The sequence below is a fragment of the Geodermatophilus sp. SYSU D00867 genome (assembly GCF_054050315.1).
Map to the genome: position 1 here is coordinate 21,178 of NZ_JBJGZC010000003.1, position 17,118 is coordinate 38,295.

At 74.6% G+C, this 17,118-nt stretch carries 14 protein-coding genes; 10 read left to right on the forward strand and 4 right to left on the reverse strand.

Annotation, left to right across the window (positions count from 1 at the left end; genetic code table 11):
* Window positions 1-3: 3 nt before the first annotated feature.
* Both ACI8AK_RS03660 and ACI8AK_RS03665 read right to left on the reverse strand, forming a co-directional pair.
* Window positions 4-2,064, reverse strand: a complete 2,061-nt coding sequence (locus ACI8AK_RS03660; RefSeq protein WP_456955125.1) for an acyl-CoA dehydrogenase family protein — start codon at window positions 2,062-2,064, stop codon at window positions 4-6.
* Window positions 2,061-2,723, reverse strand: a complete 663-nt coding sequence (locus ACI8AK_RS03665) for a TetR family transcriptional regulator (protein ID WP_456955126.1) — start codon at window positions 2,721-2,723, stop codon at window positions 2,061-2,063. Before ACI8AK_RS03665 ends, ACI8AK_RS03660 begins: the two co-directional genes overlap by 4 nt.
* Window positions 2,724-2,813: 90 nt before the next feature.
* On the opposite strand from ACI8AK_RS03665, the gene ACI8AK_RS03670 reads away from it, so the two are divergent.
* Genes ACI8AK_RS03670 through ACI8AK_RS03685 form a run of 4 tightly spaced genes read left to right on the forward strand, consistent with a single transcriptional unit; the run spans window position 2,814 to window position 7,539 of the window.
* Complete coding sequence (locus ACI8AK_RS03670; RefSeq protein WP_456955127.1) at window positions 2,814-4,103, forward strand: acetyl-CoA C-acetyltransferase; 1,290 nt, start codon at window positions 2,814-2,816, stop codon at window positions 4,101-4,103.
* A 13-nt stretch (window positions 4,104-4,116) separates the two neighbouring features.
* Window positions 4,117-5,457, forward strand: coding sequence for a 3-oxoacyl-ACP reductase (locus tag ACI8AK_RS03675; RefSeq protein ID WP_456955128.1), 1,341 nt, complete (start codon window positions 4,117-4,119; stop codon window positions 5,455-5,457).
* The gene (locus ACI8AK_RS03680; RefSeq protein WP_456955129.1) at window positions 5,457-6,308 is read left to right on the forward strand and encodes a MaoC family dehydratase; all 852 of its coding nucleotides are present in this window, start codon (window positions 5,457-5,459) and stop codon (window positions 6,306-6,308) included. Before ACI8AK_RS03675 ends, ACI8AK_RS03680 begins: the two co-directional genes overlap by 1 nt.
* Before the next feature lie 16 nt (window positions 6,309-6,324).
* Window positions 6,325-7,539 carry an acyl-CoA dehydrogenase family protein gene (locus ACI8AK_RS03685; protein WP_456955130.1) on the forward strand — a complete coding sequence of 405 codons (1,215 nt, stop codon included), beginning with the start codon at window positions 6,325-6,327 and terminating at the stop codon, window positions 7,537-7,539.
* Between the two features lie 6 nt (window positions 7,540-7,545).
* Here ACI8AK_RS03685 and ACI8AK_RS03690 read toward each other — a convergent pair whose 3' ends face one another.
* The gene (locus ACI8AK_RS03690; protein ID WP_387990466.1) at window positions 7,546-8,727 is read right to left on the reverse strand and encodes a hydroxymethylglutaryl-CoA reductase; all 1,182 of its coding nucleotides are present in this window, start codon (window positions 8,725-8,727) and stop codon (window positions 7,546-7,548) included.
* Window positions 8,728-8,935: 208 nt separating this feature from the next.
* Between ACI8AK_RS03690 and ACI8AK_RS03695 the strand changes: the two genes are divergently transcribed.
* From ACI8AK_RS03695 to ACI8AK_RS03710, 4 genes are read left to right on the forward strand one after another with little or no spacing between them, the layout of a single operon-like run.
* The gene (locus ACI8AK_RS03695; protein ID WP_387990463.1) at window positions 8,936-9,904 is read left to right on the forward strand and encodes an ABC transporter substrate-binding protein; all 969 of its coding nucleotides are present in this window, start codon (window positions 8,936-8,938) and stop codon (window positions 9,902-9,904) included.
* Entirely contained in the window at window positions 9,901-10,761 is an 861-nt protein-coding gene (locus ACI8AK_RS03700) for an ABC transporter permease (RefSeq protein ID WP_387990460.1), read from the forward strand. Before ACI8AK_RS03695 ends, ACI8AK_RS03700 begins: the two co-directional genes overlap by 4 nt.
* A complete protein-coding gene (locus ACI8AK_RS03705) occupies window positions 10,758-11,531 on the forward strand; it encodes an ABC transporter permease (protein WP_387990458.1) in 774 nt (257 codons plus the stop codon). Before ACI8AK_RS03700 ends, ACI8AK_RS03705 begins: the two co-directional genes overlap by 4 nt.
* A 38-nt stretch (window positions 11,532-11,569) precedes the next feature.
* The gene (locus ACI8AK_RS03710) at window positions 11,570-12,391 is read left to right on the forward strand and encodes an ABC transporter ATP-binding protein (RefSeq protein ID WP_387990456.1); all 822 of its coding nucleotides are present in this window, start codon (window positions 11,570-11,572) and stop codon (window positions 12,389-12,391) included.
* Here the strand turns inward: ACI8AK_RS03710 and nagA are convergent.
* Complete coding sequence (gene nagA, locus ACI8AK_RS03715) at window positions 12,388-13,521, reverse strand: N-acetylglucosamine-6-phosphate deacetylase (protein ID WP_456955131.1); 1,134 nt, start codon at window positions 13,519-13,521, stop codon at window positions 12,388-12,390. The two genes, ACI8AK_RS03710 and nagA, sit on opposite strands and share 4 nt — an antisense overlap.
* 186 nt (window positions 13,522-13,707) lie before the next feature.
* On the opposite strand from nagA, the gene ACI8AK_RS03720 reads away from it, so the two are divergent.
* Both ACI8AK_RS03720 and ACI8AK_RS03725 read left to right on the forward strand, forming a co-directional pair.
* Entirely contained in the window at window positions 13,708-15,471 is a 1,764-nt protein-coding gene (locus ACI8AK_RS03720) for a glycoside hydrolase family 2 protein (protein ID WP_387990450.1), read from the forward strand.
* Window positions 15,472-15,588: 117 nt separating this feature from the next.
* Window positions 15,589-17,118 (forward strand): ABC transporter substrate-binding protein, encoded by a 1,530-nt coding sequence (locus ACI8AK_RS03725; RefSeq protein ID WP_387990447.1) that lies wholly within the window; start codon window positions 15,589-15,591, stop codon window positions 17,116-17,118.

A 17,118-nucleotide genomic window follows, 5' to 3' on the forward strand; every position in this document is an offset into this window, starting at 1 on the left:
CCGCTACTGAGCGGGCGCGACCTCCACCGAGGTGGCGCTGTCGTCCGGGGCGACGACGGCGGCCCGCAGCCGGGCGTCTGCGGCGGCCCTGTCCTCGAGGTGCATGGCCTCCTGCCGGTCCGCCTCCTCCTCGAGGATCGCGGCGGCCTTCCACTCCCGCGGGATGGCGAACCCGTCGACGAGGGTGACCATGTGCGGCCGCAGCTCGGCCAGCAGGGTGTTCACCGTGGCGGTCAGCGCCTTCGACCGGGCCGGGGTGAGCTGGCCGTGCTCGAGGAACCAGCCCTTGTCCGCCTCGATGGTCGACAGCGCGTAGAGGTCGCACAGGGCCTCGAGCAGCGCCTTCGCGTCCGGGTCGGTCGTCCGCTCGATCCCGGCGACGAACGCCTCGAGCACCACCCGGTCGATGTGGGTGGACGCTGTCCGCAGCACGTGGTCCTGGACGCTGTTGAACACCTGGAAGGGCTCCATGCCCTCGTTCGCGGCGTTCCGGCGGAGCCGGCGGATGGCGCCCTCGAGGGTGTGCTTCTCGCGGAACTCGAACACCTTCAGCTGCCAGCCGCGGTCGCGCAGCGGCACGTCCTCGTCCCGGCCGGGGACGGCGTCGACGAGCCGGGCGATCAGGCCGCGGGCCGCCGTCCGCTCGAGGACGGTCTCGCGGACCATGTCGGCGACGAACGCGACCCGGCCCCAGCCGTCGAGGGAGCCGAAGGCGTCCCGGTAGCCGGTGAGCAGGCCCTTGGCGACCAGCTGCAGCAGGACGGTGTTGTCGCCCTCGAAGGTGGTGAACACGTCGGTGTCGGCCTTGAGCTGGGGCAGCCGGTTCTCCGCCAGGTAGCCGGCGCCGCCGCACGCCTCGCGGCACGTCTGGATGGTGCGGGTGGCGTGCCAGGTGTTGGCCGCCTTGAGCCCGGCCGCACGCGACTCGAGCTCCCGCTGGGCGGCCTCGTCGACGGCCTCGCCGTGCTCGTGCACCGCCGTCTGGACGTCGTGCATCGTGCTGACCAGCTCTTCCTGGGCGAACGCCAGCGCGTAGGAGGTGGCCAGGGCCGGCAGCAGCTTGCGCTGGTGGACCAGGTAGTCGTTGAGCACGATCTCCCGGTCGCGGCCGGGGGCGGCGAACTGGCGGCGGACGTCGCCGTAGCGGACGGCGATGTCGAGGGCCAGCTTGGTCGCCGAGCCGGCCGAGCCGCCCACGCTCACCCGGCCGCGGACCAGCGTGCCGAGCATGGTGAAGAAGCGGCGGGTCTCGTTCTCGATGCTGGAGGTGTAGGTGCCGTCCTCGGCCACCTGCCCGTAGCGGTCGAGCAGCATCTCCCGCGGCACGCGGACGTGGTCGAAGGACAGCCGGCCGTTGTCGACGCCGAGCAGGCCCGCCTTCGGGCCGTCGTCGCCGATGGTGACGCCGGGCAACGGGTTGCCGTCCTCGTCGCGGATCGGCACCAGCCAGGCGTGCACGCCGCGCGGCTCGCCCTGCGTCACCAGCTGGGCGAAGACGACGGCCATCCGCCCGTCCTCGGCCGCGTTGCCGATGTAGTCCTTGCGCGCGGCCTGGTGCGGGGTGTGCAGGTCGAAGGTCCGCGTCCCGGCGTCGTAGGTGCAGGTGGTGCGCAGCTGCTGGACGTCGGAGCCGTGGCCCGTCTCGGTCATGGCGAAGCAGCCGGGCAGCGCGAAGCTCATGATGTCGGGCAGGTAGGCGTCGTGGTGCCGCTGCGTGCCGAGCAGCTGGACGGCGCCGCCGAACAGGCCCCACTGGACGCCGGCCTTGACCATCAGCGACAGGTCGCCGAAGGCCAGCATCTCGATGGAGGTCACGGAGCCGCCGGCGTCGGCCTCGCCCCCGTACTCCTTGGGGAAGCCCAGGCCGACGCGGCCGGTGGCGGCGAGCTCGCCGGCCAGCCGGGTGATCCGCTCGCGGGCCTCCTGCACCGACTCGCCGTACACCGGGGCCCACTTCGGGTCGCCGAGCTGCTCGCGGGCGTCGCGGCGCACGTGCGCCCACCGTCCGTCGAGCACCTCCTGGAGGCGCGCCGGGTCCACGGTGCGGGGGAGGGTGGAGGTCACTTCGTCTCCTCGGGGGTCGGTCCAGCGGGGGCGAGGCTCGAGAGCCCGGCCCAGGCGAGGTCGGTGAGGTGGGCGGCCAGGTCCGCCCGGGGCATCGGCCGGTCGGCACGCAGCCACCAGTCGGCGGCGGCGCGGACCAGCCCGACCAGGCCGTGCCCCCAGGGCGCGGCGGCCGCGGGGTCCCGGCCGGCCTGCTCGAGGGCGACGGCCACCAGCGCGGCGGCCTGGTCGCCGACCAGGTCCGACAGCGTGCTGACGGGGTCGGCGTCGACCGGCCTGTCCAGCAGCGGGTGGGCGACGACGAAGCGGTAGAGCTCCGGGTCGGCCTCCAGGAACGCCAGGTAGGTCTCGACGGCGGCGGCCACCATCCGGCGCGGGTGGTCGGTGCTGGTCATCGCCGCGCGCAGCTTCTCGGTCAGCTGCGCCGCGACCCGGTTGCAGACGGCGACGTAGAGCTCGCTGCGGTCGGCGAAGTGCCGGTAGACGACGGTCTTGCTGGTGCCGGCCTCGGCGGCGATCTCGTCCATGCCGACGCCGGCGCCGTGCTTGCCGACCGCGGCGACGGTGGCGTCCACCAGCTGCTCGCGGCGCGCGCGGCGGTGCTCGTCCCACCGCGAGTCCCGGCGGTCGCGCCGCCGGGAGGCCGTCTCGGCTTTCATGTAACCCACGGTACCGTGTACCGTCGGTACCGGCCACTCCGTCAGCCGTTCGCGCGCGAATGGCGCACCAGGGACCCCTGGAGGTCACCGATGAGCCCGACCCAGCCCCGCCGGGCCGCCGTCCTCGGCGGCAACCGCATCCCGTTCGCCCGCTCGAACTCCCGATACGCGCAGGCGTCCAACCAGGACATGCTCACCGCGACGCTGGACGGCCTGGTCGCCCGCTTCGGGCTGCAGGACGAGCAGGTGGGCGAGGTCGTCGCCGGCGCCGTCCTCAAGCACTCGCGCGACTTCAACCTCACCCGCGAGTCGGTGCTCGGCTCGACGCTGTCGGCCGCGACCCCGGCCTACGACGTGCAGCAGGCCTGCAGCACCGGTCTCGAGGCCACCGTGCTGGTCGCCAACAAGATCGCGCTGGGCCAGATCGAGTCCGGCATCGCCGGCGGCGTGGACACGACGTCGGACGCCCCGCTGGCCGTGGGCGACGACCTGCGCCGGGTGCTCATCGAGCTCAACAACGCCAAGACGATCGGCCAGCGGCTCAAGGCGCTCTCGCGCATCCGCCCCGGCTCGCTCGTGCCCGAGATCCCGCGCAACGCCGAGCCGCGCACCGGCCTCGCGATGGGCGAGCACCAGGCGATCACCGCGCGGGAGTGGGAGATCGGCCGGGAGGAGCAGGACGAGCTCACCGTCCGCTCGCACCGCAACCTCGCCGCCGCCTACGAGCGCGGCTTCCTCGACGACCTGGTCACGCCCTACCTGGGCCTCACCCGCGACCAGAACCTGCGCCCGGACACGACCGTGGAGAAGCTGGCGAAGCTCGAGCCGGTCTTCGGCAAGGACGACCCCGCAGCCACGATGACCGCCGGCAACTCGACGCCGCTGTCCGACGGCGCCTCCGCCGTCCTGCTGTCCTCCGACGAGTGGGCCGCCGAGCACGGCCTGCCGGTGCTCGCCCACCTCGTCGACGCGCAGACCGCCGCCGTCGACCACGTGCACGGCGGCGAGGGCCTGCTCATGGCGCCGGCCTACGCGATGCCGGTGGTGCTCGCCCGCAACGGCCTGACGCTGCAGGACTTCGACTTCTACGAGATCCACGAGGCCTTCGCCTCCACCGTGCTCGCCACGCTCAAGGCGTGGGAGGACCCGGCGTTCTGCAAGGAGCGCCTCGGCCTCGACGCCCCGCTCGGGTCGATCGACCGGTCGAAGCTCAACGTCAACGGCTCCTCGCTCGCGGCCGGGCACCCGTTCGCGGCGACCGGCGGCCGGATCGTCGCCTCGCTGGCCAAGCAGCTGCACGAGGCCGGCCCCGGGAAGCGCGGGCTGATCTCCATCTGCGCGGCCGGCGGCCAGGGCGTCGTCGCCATCCTCGAGTCCTGAAGGAGCTGCACCCGTGAGCGACTGGTACACGACCTTCGCCAACTCCGGCGTCGGGTCCTCCCTCGTCAAGCAGCTCGGGCTGCCCCGGCCGGCCGTGCTGCGCCGGTACGAGCCGGGGCAGCCGCTGCTGCCCGGCCCGGCCGTCGTCGGGACGGCGGGGGAGGGCCGGCTGGGCGGGACGCTCGCCGCCGTCCTCCGCGACGCCGGCGTGACCGTCCCGGCCGGTGACGACGGCGGCGAGCGGCCCGCCGCCGTCCTGCTCGACGCCACCGGCCTGACCGGGCCCGGGCAGCTGGCCGGGGCGCACGCCTTCCTCGCCCCGGCGGTGGAGCGGCTGCGGCCCACCGGCCGGGTGCTCGTGCTCGCCGACCCGCCCGCGGCCGCGGACTCCCCGGCGCAGGCCGCGGCCCGGCAGGCCCTGGAGGGGCTGGTCCGGTCGGTGGCCAAGGAGCTGCGCGCCGGGTCGACGGCCAACCTGGTGGTCGTGCCGGAGGGCGCCGAGTCGTCGGCCGGCAGCGCCGTGCGGTTCTTCCTCTCCGGCCGGTCGGCCTACGTCGACGGCCAGGTGCTCACCGTGTCGGCGGCCGACGTGCACGCGGACGAGGACCCGGTGCGCCCGCTGCAGGGCAAGGTCGCCGTGGTCACCGGGGCCGCGCGTGGCATCGGGGCGGCGATCGCCCAGGTCGTGGCCCGCGACGGCGCGCACGTGGTCGCCGTCGACGTGCCGGCGGCCGGTGAGTCGCTGGCCGCGGTGGCCAACGAGGTCCGCGGGACGGCGTTCCAGCTCGACGTCACCGCCCCCGACGCCGCCGGGCGGCTGGTCAGCCACCTGCGCGGGCGCCACGGCGGGGTCGACGTCGTCGTGCACAACGCCGGCATCACCCGTGACAAGCTGCTGGTCAACATGGACGCCGCCCGGTGGGACTCCGTCATGGCGGTCAACCTGCAGGCGCAGCTGGACCTCACCCGCGCGCTGCTGGACGCCGACGGTCTGCTCCGGCCGGGCGGCCGCGTGGTCGCGGTCAGCTCGCAGTCGGGCATCGCCGGCAACCGCGGGCAGACGAACTACGCGGCGAGCAAGGCCGGCGTCATCGGGATGGTGCGGGCGTGGGCGCCGGAGTTCGCCGCGCGCGGCGCCACGATCAACGCCGTCGCGCCGGGCTTCATCGTCACCGAGATGACGGCGAGGATGCCCTTCGGCACCCGCGAGGTCGGCGCCCGGATCAACTCGCTGCAGCAGGGCGGCCTGCCCGTCGACGTCGCCGAGACCATCGCCTGGCTGTCCTCGCCCACGGCCGCCGGCGTGAACGGGCAGGTCGTGCGCGTGTGCGGCCAGTCCGTGCTGGGCGCCTGATGGTCACCGTGCTCGGGTCGGCGCCGTCGATGGCGCCGCTGTTCGTGCGGGCCGCGCTCACCGCGCGGGGCCGCGGCGGCGACCTGCCGGACACCCGGCTGGCCCGCCGCGGCGTGACCGTGGACCCGGCCGGGGTGGCCGCCTACGCCCGGGTGTGCCGGTTCCCGCTGGCCGACGCGCTGCCGGTGACGTTCCCGCACGTGCTGGCCTTCCCGCTGCAGGTCGCGCTGATGAGCGACCGCGCCTTCCCGCTGGCGCTGCCCGGCCTGGTGCACGTCCGCAACCGGATCGACGTGCTGCGCCCGGTCGGGCAGGGGGAGGCCCTCGACCTCGAGGTGTGGGCCGAGCGGTTCGCCGTCCACCCGCGCGGCGCGACCGTCGACCTGTGCGCGTCGGCCTCGGCCGGCGGCGCCGAGGTGTGGCGCGGCCGCTCCACCTACCTCGCCCGCGGGGCGCGGGCGCCGGAGGGGGCACCTCCCTCCGACGTCGACGTCGCGGTCGGGGAGCTGCCGGCGGGGACCGTCCGCTGGCGGGTGCCCGGCGACGCCGGCCGCCGCTACGCCCGGGTCTCCGGCGACGTGAACCCGATCCACCTCTCGGCCCTCACCGCCCGCGCCTTCGGGTTCCCGCGGGCGATCGCGCACGGGATGTGGGTGGAGGCGCGGGCGCTGGCCGCGCTGTCGGGCCGCCTGCCCGGGGCGCTCACCGTCGACGTCGGGTTCCGCAAGCCGCTGCTGCTGCCCTCGACGGTCACCCTGGCGGCCGCGCCGGCCGACGGCGGCTGGGACCTCGCGGTGCGCGGCGCGCAGAACGGGTCCGACCACCTCGTGGGCACCGTCCGCCCGCTCTGACCGGAGGAGATGCACCGTGGCCGTGTCGTTCGCGCTGACCGAGGACCAGGTCGAGCTGCAGCGGTGGCTGCACGGGTTCGCGTCGGACGTCATCCGTCCCGCGGCCGCCGAGTACGACGAGCGCGAGGCCTTCCCGTGGGAGGTCCTCCAGGAGGCGGCGAAGACCGGGATCTACTCGCTCGACTTCTTCGCCACCCAGTGGTTCGACGAGTCCGGCCTCGGCATCCCGCTCACCATGGAGGAGCTCTTCTGGGGCGACGCCGGGATCGGGCTGGCGATCGTCGGCACCACGCTGGCGGCCGCGTCCGTGCGCGCCAACGGCACCGACGAGCAGGTGGGCCGGTGGATCCCCGCCATGTTCGGCACCGAGGCCGAGCCGAAGGTCGCCGCGTTCTGCTCGTCGGAGCCCGACGCCGGCTCCGACGTCGGGGCGATGCGCACCCGCGCGGTCTACGACGAGGCGACCGACGAGTGGGTGCTCACCGGCACCAAGACCTGGGCCACCAACGGCGGAATCGCCGACGTCCACGTCGTCACGGCCGTCGTCGACCCGGAGCTCAGGGCCCGCGGCCACGCCAGCTTCGTCGTCCCGCCGGGCACGAAGGGGCTCACCCAGGGGCAGAAGTTCCTCAAGCACGGCATCCGCGCCTCGCACACCGCCGAGGTCGTGCTCGACGGGTGCCGGGTCCCCGGCGACTGCCTGCTCGGCGGCCGCGAGCGGCTCGAGGAGCGGCTGGCGCGGGCGCGGGAGGGCGTGCGCAGCGGCCGCACCCAGCCCTCGATGGCCACCTTCGAGCGCACCCGGCCCGGCGTCGGCGCCCAGGCGGTCGGGGTGGCGCGGGCGGCCTACGAGTACGCGCTGGACTACGCCGGGCAGCGGGTGCAGTTCGGCCGGCCGATCGTCGAGAACCAGGCGATCGCCTTCGCGCTCGCCGACATGAAGACGTCCATCGACGCCGCCCGTCTGCTGGTCTGGCGGGCCGCGTGGATGGCGCGCACCGGCCAGCCGTTCACCTCCGCCGAGGGCTCGATGAGCAAGCTGGTCGCGGGCGAGACGGCGGTGCGGGTGACCGAGCAGGCCATGCAGATCCTCGGCGGCAACGGCTACACGCGCGACTACCCCGTCGAGCGCATGGCCCGCGACGCGAGGATCTACACGATCTTCGAGGGCACCTCGGAGATCCAGCGGCTGGTCATCGCACGGGCGATCTCCGGCGTCCAGATCCGTTGAGCCGGGTCAGCGGTTGCGGCCCAGCGCGTCGTGGCTGGTGACCCAGTCGCCGGCGAGGATCGCCGATGTCAGTGACACGTCGCCGGCCAGCACCACGCCGGCGCAGATCTCGGCGAACTTCTGCACCTTGCCGGCGCCGTAGCAGCCGAGCAGCTCCAGGCACTCGCGCTGGGTGGGCAGCCCGGTCCCGCCGCCGTAGGTGGCCACGATCAGCGACGTCAGCGTGGTCGACCAGTAGTAGTCGCCGTTCTCCAGCAGCTGGGTGTAGGTGACCCCGGAGTGCGACTCGCTGACGTTGGCCACGTCCTGGCCGGTGGCGATGAACAGCGCCGTCAGCCCGTTCGCCGCGTGCGCGCCGTTGTAGGCCGCCCCGGACATGAACGACCCGGCCATGCCGATCTGCCGGTACTCGAACAGCTCCCGGGTGTCGACGCCGGTCAGCCGACGCAGCACCTCCTTCGGGATGGTGGCCTCGGCGACGACGCGCTTGCCCCGCGTCATCAGCATGTTGATCTGCGAGTGCTTCTTGTCGGTGTCGATCGCGCCGGAGAGCACGAAGCGCGGGTGGTCGGGGTGGTTCGCGCGGATCCACTCGCAGGCGGCCAGCGTCGCCTTGCCGGTCATGTTCTGCCCGGCGGCGTCGCCGGTCGTGTAGTTGACCCGCAGGTACCGCAGCGGCCCGATCTGGTGCTGGCCGATGTAGGTCAGCCGGCCCGAGCGGGTGGTGGACTCCGCGGCGGCGCGGATCTCGTCGAGGTGCTCGTCGACCCAGCGGCCGAACTCCCGGGCCTGCAGGGCGTCGTCGAGGATGAACGCCGGGGCCCGCTGCATGTGGTCGTCGACGACGGTGGTGCGGATGCCGCCGCTCTCGCCGAGCACCCGCATGCCGCGGTTGTAGCTGGCCACCAGCGTGCCCTCGGTCGTGGCCAGCGGGACGAAGAAGTCGCCCTGCGCGTGCTCGCCGCGCAGGGTCAGCGGGCCGGCCAGCCCGATGGGCACCTGGGCGACGCCGGTGAAGTTCTCGATGTTGCCGGGCAGGACGGCGGGGTCGAAGGAGTACCGGCGGATGTGGTCGAGGCCGGCTCCGGTGCGCTCGGCGACGAAGGCCTGGCGCTTGTCGGCCATCTCGCGGGTGTAGTCGTGCTCGCGGTCACGGGGGATGCGGGTGCGGTGGGTGGTGTCGGTCATGAGGCACCTCGGTGTGAGTGCTGACAGGGCGCTGAGTGTGACTCGGCTCACCCTATTTCACTCGATAGATACAGAGCGTGACGAGAGTGATTGACGGGGCGCGCGCCACCCTGCGAACTTGCGGGCACAGACCTCCACCCCGAGACCCCTCGGTGCGCAACAGCCCGGTGAGAGCTGTCCGGGAGGCCCCTGAGGTGAAGGAGACCCGATGCGTCGCCACGTGGCCGCTCTGCTGGCCGTTCCCGTGCTGTTCCTCGCCGCGTGCGGGGGGGCCGAGCCGTCGGCGAGTGCGAGCGGCGGGGCCGCGGACGGCGGGCCGACCCCCGTCACGGTCGGTGTCGTGCCGATCGTCGACGTCGCGCCGATCTACCTGGGTGTGCAGCAGGGCTTCTTCGAGGAGGAGGGCATCGACCTGACCCTCGAGACCGCGCAGGGCGGGGCGGCGATCGTCCCGGCGGTCCTCAACCAGGAGTACCAGTTCGGCTTCAGCAACATGACCTCCCTGCTCACGGCCGCCTCGCAGGGGTTGCCGCTGGAGGTCGTGGTCGCCGGCGCCGCCTCGACCGGCGAGCAGGGTGCCGACTACAGCGCCGTCCTCACCCGGCCCGACAGCGGGATCACCGACGCCGCCGACCTGGCCGGCCGGACGGTGGCGGTCAACACGCTCGGCAACATCGGGACGACGACGATCAACGTGTCCGTCCGCGCGGCCGGCGGCGATCCCGCCACGATCAACTACGTCGAGCTGCCGTTCAGCGAGATGCCGGCGGCCCTCGAGCAGGGCGACGTCGACGCCATCTGGGGGACCGAGCCGTTCCTGACCATCGGCACCCGGGCGGGCGCCGTCGTCGTCGCGTCCAACTTCGTCGACGCCGCGGACGACCTGACCGTCGCGGGGTACTTCACCAGCCGGCCCTTCGCCGCGGAGAACGCCGACGTCGTGGAGCGCTTCACCGCCGCGATGGAGCGGTCGCTGGAGTACGCCTCGGCCAACCCCGAGGCGGCCCGGGCGGTGCTCTCCGAGTACACCGAGATCGACCAGGCGGTCATCGACACGATGGTCCTGCCGGCCTGGGGGCCGGAGGTCAACCGCGCGTCCGTCGAGCGGCTCGCCGAACTGGGCGTCCAGGACGGCCTCCTCGACGACGCTCCGGACCTGGACGCGCTCCTGCCGTGAGCGGCGCACCCGCGGCGGCCCGGGAGGACGTCCCGGCGGTCCCCGCGGCCGGCCGCGCGGCGCCCACGCCGCGCGGCCGGCGGCGACGGGTGCCGCAGGCCGCGCTGGGACTGGCCGGACTGGCCGGCCTCGTCCTCCTGGTGGAGCTGCTGCCACGGACGGGGCTCGTGCCGTCCCGGTACTTCCCGCCCGCCTCCGAGATCGCCGTGGCGCTGGCCGAGCTCACCGGCCGCGGCGCGTTCTGGACCGCGGTGGGGGACACCCTTCGCGGGTGGGCGATCGGGTTGTCCGTCGCGGCGGTGGCCGGCGTCGTCGTCGGCCTGCTGATCGGCAGCTCGCGGCCGGCGCGCGAGCTCACCGACTCGACGATCGAGTTCCTGCGGCCGATCCCGTCGGTCGCGCTGATCCCGCTGGCGATCCTCGTGTTCGGCAGTGACATCGAGAGCAAGCTGCTGCTCGTCGTCTACGCCGCCTTCTGGCAGGTCCTCGTCCAGGTCCTCTACGGCGTCGCCGACGTCGACCCGATCGCCCGGGACACCGCGCGCGCCTACGGCCTGGGCGCCTGGGCGCGGGCCCGGCACGTCACCTGGCCGACGACGCTGCCGTACGTGATGACCGGCCTCCGGTTGGGCGCCGCGGTCGCCCTCATCCTCGCCGTCACCGCCGAGCTCGTCATCGGCGTGCCCGGGCTGGGCGAGTTGCTCAACACCGCGCAGAGCAGCGGCGCGGTCGCGCAGACCTACGCGCTCGTGGTCGTCACCGGGATCCTGGGGGTGCTGGTCAACGTGGTCTTCCGGGCCGTGGAGCGGCGGGCGCTCGCCTGGCACCCGTCGCAGCGTGCCGAGGTGCCGGTGTGACCGTCCTCCGCCGGATCGGCACGACCCTCGCCCTGCCGGCCGTCCTGTTCACGGTCTGGTGGGTCCTGTCGGCGGACTCCACCGACTACTTCTTCCCGCCGCTGTCGGGCATCGTCGAGACCCTCGGCGACGAGTGGCTGGGCTCGCGGCTGACCGCCGACGTGCTGCCCAGCCTGCTGCGGCTGACCGCCGGCTTCGCCCTGGCGGCGGTCGTCGCCGTGGCCCTCGGGATGGTCATCGGCCTGTCGCGGACGGTCCGCGGGGTGCTCGAGCCGGTCCTGGAGTTCTTCCGGGCCATCCCCCCGCCCGTCCTGGTGCCGGTGTTCATCCTGTTCCTGGGCATCGGCGACGGCATGAAGGTGGCCGTCATCGCCTTCGGCTGCACCTGGCCGGTCCTGCTCAACACCGTCGAGGGCGTCCGCGCGGTCGACCCCGTGGTGGCCGACACCGCGCGCGCCTACCGGATCGACGGGATGGCGCGGCTGCGGCACGTCGTGCTGCCGGCAGCGAGCCCGCAGGTGTTCGCCGGGCTCCGCCAGGGCCTGTCCGTGGCGATCATCCTCATGGTCATCAGCGAGCTGTTCGCCGCGTCCAACGGGCTCGGGTTCGCGATCGTCCAGGCCCAGCGGACCTTCGCCATCACCGAGATGTGGGCCGGGATGCTCGTGCTGGGCCTGCTCGGGCTGCTGCTCGCGCTGCTGTTCCGGGTCGTGGAGAACCGGGTGCTGGCCTGGTACCACGGCCTGCGCCGCGCGCACCGCGCTCCCTGACCTCCCACCACCCGTCCCCTCCGCTCGGAAGGCACCTCATGACCGACCTCGACGTCCGGGGCATCCGCAAGGTCTACGACGGTCGGACCCGCACCGTCGAGGCGGTGCGCGACCTGACCTTCACCGTCGCGACCGGTGAGCTCGTGTGCCTGGTCGGGCCCTCGGGGTGCGGCAAGACGACGCTGCTCAAGATCATCGCCGGCCTGCTCGAGCCGACCTCCGGGGAGGTCTTGCTCGAGGGGCGGCGGGTCGACGGCCCGCCGCCGGACATGGCGGTCGTCTTCCAGGAGTACGGCCGGTCGCTGTTCCCCTGGAAGACCGTGCGGGACAACGTCGAGCTCCCGCTCCGGCAGAAGAAGGGGCTCACCGCCGCCCGCCGCCGGGAGCTGGTGGAGGAGTCGCTGGCCGCCGTCGGCCTGGCGGAGGCCCACGCCGCCTATCCGTGGCAGCTGTCGGGCGGCATGCAGCAGCGGGTGGCGATCGCGCGGGCGATCGCCTACGAGCCGCGTGTCCTGCTCATGGACGAGCCCTTCGCGGCCGTCGACGCCCAGACCCGGGCGGACCTGGAGGACCTCATCCGGGACCTCTGGCACCGGTTCCGGGTGACCACGCTGTTCGTCACGCACGACATCGACGAGGCCGTCTACCTCGGCCAGCGGGTGCTGATCCTGTCGCAGTCGCCGACCGTCGTCCGGCAGGACCTCGTCATCGACCTGCCCGACCAGCGGGACCAGCTGCACACGCGGTCGTCGCCGCGGTTCGCCGAGCTGCGGGCGCAGGTCTACTCGCAGATCCACCGGCCCCGGACCGACCCGGCCGTCCCCGAGGAGGTCCCCGCGGGTCGGGGCCCGCGCCCCTAGAGCACCCGCCGGCCGGCCGCCCAGACGGCCGTGGCGGACCGGTCCGCGCCGAGGGCGACGACGTCCGCGGCGGCGCCCGGCGCCAGCCGGCCCAGCCGGTCGCCGAGGCCCAGCGCCCGCGCCGGGGCGGCGGTGAGCGCGGTGACGGCGGCGACCGGGTCGACGCCGGCGGCGAGGGCGGTGCGCAGCGCGGCGTCCTGGGTGAGCGTCGACCCGGCGATCGTGCCGGTGCCGGCCAGCACCGCGCGGCCGCCGCGCACGGTGACCGCCTGCCCGCCCAGCCGGTGCTCGCCGTCCCCGGCGCCGGCGGCGGCCGTCGCGTCGGTGACCAGCGCGACCCGCCCCGGCGCGCCGTCCATCAGCAGCCGCGCGACGACCGGGTGCACGTGCACGCCGTCGAGGACGAGCTCCAGGGTGACCCGCTGGTCGGCCAGCGCGGCGCCGACCGGGCCGGGCGCGCGGTGGTGCAGGCCCGGCATGGCGTTGAGCGCGTGGGTGAGCAGCCGGGCGCCGGCGTCGAACGCGGCCGCGGTGAGCGCGGCGTCGGCGTCGGTGTGCCCGACGGCGACGACGACGCCCGCCGCGGTGAGGTCGCGGACCGCCTGCAGCGCGCCGGGCAGCTCGGGCGCGACGGTGACCTGGCGGAGCGTGCCGCGGGCCGCGGTGAGCAGCCGGTCGACGGCGTCGGGGGTGGGTGCCCGCAGGTGGCGGGGGTCGTGCGCGCCGCAGCGGGCCGGGGCCAGGAAGGGGCCCTCCAGGTGGGCGCCGAGCACGGTCGGGTCCGCGGCGGCCACCTCCGCGATGCCCGCCAGCGACGCCTCCAGCGCCTCCAGCGGCGCGGCGACCAGGCTGAGCACCGAGCGCGTGGTGCCCGCGGCGCGGTGCACGGCCAGCGCGGTGCGGATCGCGTCGGGGCCGTCGTCGAAGGCCGCGCCCCCGCCGCCGTGCGCGTGCAGGTCGACGAAGCCCGGGGTGAGCTCCGCGCCGGCCAGGTCGACGGTCTCGCCGGCGTGCCCGGGCGGCGGGCCGGTGCCGGTGGCGGCGATCGTGTCGCCGTCGAGCAGCACCCAGCCGCCGTCGGTGACGCCGCCGGCGTCGAGCAGCCGCGCGCCGGCCAGCAGGGTGCTCATCCGCGCAGGCCCGGGACCACCCGCCGGCACACGTCGGGATCCTCCTCCACACGGGGCGGGAACGGCGACGACCCGTGTGTGCGTCCGTTGCCGACCCGCGGTCGTCTCGCGGGGCCCGGGACGGCCGCAGGTCGACGTCGGGCGGCGTGCCGTGCAGGGCGGCTCCGGGTCCGGTGAGGTGGGGGCGTGCCCGTCGCCGACGACCCGACCGCCCACCCCCGCCCGCTGCTGCGCCGGCCCTGGCGCCCGCTCGACGGGGACTGGCAGTTCGCGGCGGACCCGGACCGCGCCGCCACGCCCGGCACCGTGCGGTTCGACCGCACGATCCGCGTCCCCTACGCCCCGGAGACCCCGGCCAGCGGCATCGGGTGGACCGGCCCGCTGCACCGCGCCTGGTACCGCCGCCCGCTGCCCGCCCGGCAGGGCGACCGCCGCACGGTGCTGAACCTCGGCGCGGTCGACCGCGTGTGCGACGTCTGGGTGGGCGGCGTGCACGTCACGCGGCACGAGGGCGGCTACACGCCCTTCCGGGTCGACGTCACCGACTCCCTGGGCGACGGCGCCGACCTCCTCGTCCGGGCCGACGACGACCCCCGCGACCTCGAGGCGCCGCGCGGCAAGCAGGACTGGCGCGACCAGCCGCACGAGATCTTCTACCCGCGCACGACCGGCATCTGGCGCACGCCGTGGCTGGAGTCCGTGGCGCGGGAGCACGTCACCGACGTCGTCTGGCGCGGCGACCCGCGCACGCTGCGCGTCGACGTCCGGGTGGAGCTGTCGGTCCCCGTCACCCGCGCCCGGCTGCACCTGCGCCTGTGGGCCGGCGAGCGGCTGCTGGCCGACGACGCGGTCCGGGTCGACGGCGCGGTGGTCGAGCGGACGCTGCAGGTCGGCGACGGCGGCACCGACGACCGCTGGCACCTGACCTGGGAGCCCGGCCCGTCCCCGGTGCTGGTCGACGCCGAGGTCGCGCTGGTCCGCGACGACGGCGAGGTCCTCGACGAGGTCGCGAGCTACACCGCGCTGCGCTCGGTCGAGGTCGACGACGGGCGCCTGCTGGTCAACGGCCGGCCGGTGCCGCTGCGCCTGGTGCTGGACCAGGGCTACTGGCCGCACACCGGCGCCACCCCGCCCGACGTCGCCGCGCTGCGCCGGGACCTGGAGCTCACCCGCGCGCTGGGCTTCACCGGCGCCCGCAAGCACCAGAAGACCGAGGACCCCCGCTACCTCGCCCTCGCCGACCGGATGGGCCTGCTCGTCTGGGCGGAGATGCCCGCGGCCCACCGCCCCGGCCCGACGGCGGCCGCCCGGCTGCTGCGCGAGTGGGCCGACGTGGTGGTCGCCCACCGCGGGCACCCGAGCGTGGTCGCGTGGGTGCCGCTCAACGAGTCCTGGGGCGTGCAGGAGGCGGCCGCCGACCGCGCCCAGCGCGGTCTGGTCACCGCCCTGGCAGCCACCGCCGACGCGCTCGACGGCACCCGCCCGGTCTCGGCGAACGACGGCTGGGAGGCCCTCGGCGGGGCGATCCTCGGCGTCCACGACTACGAGCAGGACCCGGCGGTGCTCGCCGCCCGCTACGCCACCGCCGCCGACCTCGAGCGCCTGGCCGGCGGACGGCGTCCCGACGGCCGGCTGACCGACCTCGACCGCGCGGGCGTCGCCGGGCGCGCCGTCGTCCTGTCCGAGTTCGGCGGGATCGCGCTGAACGCCGGGCGCTCCGACGCCGACCGCACCGAGCCGTGGGGGTACGCCGACGCCCGCTCCCCGGAGGACCTGCTCGCCCGCTACCGCGACCAGTGGGCCGCCGTGCACGCGAGCACCGCGCTGGCCGGCGCCTGCTGGACGCAGCTCACCGACACCTACCAGGAGGTCAACGGGCTGCTGACCGCGGACCGGGTGCCCAAGTGCGACGTCGAGGCGATCCGCCGCGCCACCACCGGCGCCGGGTGACGGCCGGGTCGAGGAAACGTAACGATCACCGTCTCGAACTGCGGGGACGGCGGGACAGGGCCAGGGTCGGGGCGGAGACGACACCGAGCGACGACACCGAGCCCCGCGGAGGTCCCCGTGCGCACGAACCGGCTCCTGCCCCTCGCCGCCGCGGCGGCCCTCGTCCTCTCCGCCTGCGGCGGCGGGGAGAGCGTCGACACCGGAGGAGGAGGCGGCGGCGGGGGAGGCGACGACGTCCTGGTCGCCGCGGTGAGCGCCGAGCCCGACCAGTTCGACCCGCACGTCACCAACGCCTACGCGAGCTTCCAGGTGCTGGAGAACGTCTACGACACCCTCGTCGTCCCCAGCGCCGAGGACCTCACGATGCAGCCGAGCCTGGCCGAGTCGTGGACGACCAGCCCCGACGGGCTGACCTGGACCTTCACCCTCCGGGACGGCGTCACCTTCCACGACGGCAGCGAGTTCGACTCCGCCGACGTCGTCTACAGCTACCGGCGGATCATCGACGAGGAGCTGTCCAACGCCTACCGCTTCGCCACGGTCGCCGACGTGCAGGCGCCCGACCCGCGGACCGTCGTCATCACCCTGACCCGGCCGACGCCGAACCTGCTCGAGCTCATCGGGTCGTTCAAGGGCATGGCGATCGTCTCGGAGAACGCCGCCGAGGAGTTCGACCTGCAGAGCGAGGCCAACGGCACCGGCCCGTTCCGGCTGGAGAGCTCCGACGCCAACGCCACCACCCTCACCACCTTCGACGACCACTGGGGCGGGGCGCCGGCCATCGACGGCGTCGAGTTCCGCTACATCGCCGAGCCCAGCTCCGCGCTGACCGCGCTGCGCAACGGCGAGGTCCAGTGGACCGACAACGTCCCGCCGCAGAACGTGGCGGACCTCGAGGACGACGAGGCGGTCGAGCTCGGCTCGGTCACCAGCGTCGAGTACTTCTACCTGTCGATGAACTACGCCGTCCCGCCGTTCGACAACCGGGACGTGCGCCGGGCGATCGCCACCGCGCTGGACCGCGACGAGATCACCCAGGCCGCCCGCTTCGGCGCCGCGCAGCCCAACCAGACGGCCATCCCCGAGGGCAGCCCCTGGTACCTGGACTACGCGCCGTTCACCCCGGACGAGGAGGCCGCCCGGCAGCTGCTGGCCCAGGCCGGCGTGCAGACGCCGCTGACGATGGGGCTGATGGTCACCGACGAGTACCCGGAGACGGTGGCCGCCGCCCAGGTGATCGCCAGCGAGCTCGAGCCGATCGGCATCCAGGTGGAGATCCAGGAGGAGGACTTCGCCACCTGGCTGGACCGGCAGTCCCAGGGCGACTTCGACGCCTTCATGCTCAGCTGGATCGGCAACATCGACCCGGCCGACTTCTACGAGAACCAGCACCTGTCCACCGGCGGCAGCAACTACCAGGGCTACAGCAACCCGCAGGTCGACGACCTGCTCACCCGCGCCGCCACGGAGCCGGACCAGGCCACCCGCAAGGGCCTCTACGACGAGGCCGCGCGGATCATCGTCGACGACGTCAGCTACCTGTACCTCTACAACCCCGACGAGGTGCAGGCCTGGGTGCCGGGGCTGACCGGCTACCAGGTGCGGGCCGACGCGGCGATCGACTTCGAGAACGTGGAGCTGCCCTGA

Coding starts and splice junctions, on each gene's coding strand:
- ACI8AK_RS03665 (WP_456955126.1), bottom strand. CDS start 2,723: ATGAAAGCCGAGACGGCCTCCCGGCGGCGCGACCGCCGGGACTCGCGG.
- ACI8AK_RS03670 (WP_456955127.1), top strand. CDS start 2,814: ATGAGCCCGACCCAGCCCCGCCGGGCCGCCGTCCTCGGCGGCAACCGC.
- ACI8AK_RS03680 (WP_456955129.1), top strand. CDS start 5,457: ATGGTCACCGTGCTCGGGTCGGCGCCGTCGATGGCGCCGCTGTTCGTG.
- ACI8AK_RS03690 (WP_387990466.1), bottom strand. CDS start 8,727: ATGACCGACACCACCCACCGCACCCGCATCCCCCGTGACCGCGAGCAC.
- ACI8AK_RS03695 (WP_387990463.1), top strand. CDS start 8,936: ATGCGTCGCCACGTGGCCGCTCTGCTGGCCGTTCCCGTGCTGTTCCTC.
- ACI8AK_RS03710 (WP_387990456.1), top strand. CDS start 11,570: ATGACCGACCTCGACGTCCGGGGCATCCGCAAGGTCTACGACGGTCGG.
- nagA (WP_456955131.1), bottom strand. CDS start 13,521: ATGAGCACCCTGCTGGCCGGCGCGCGGCTGCTCGACGCCGGCGGCGTC.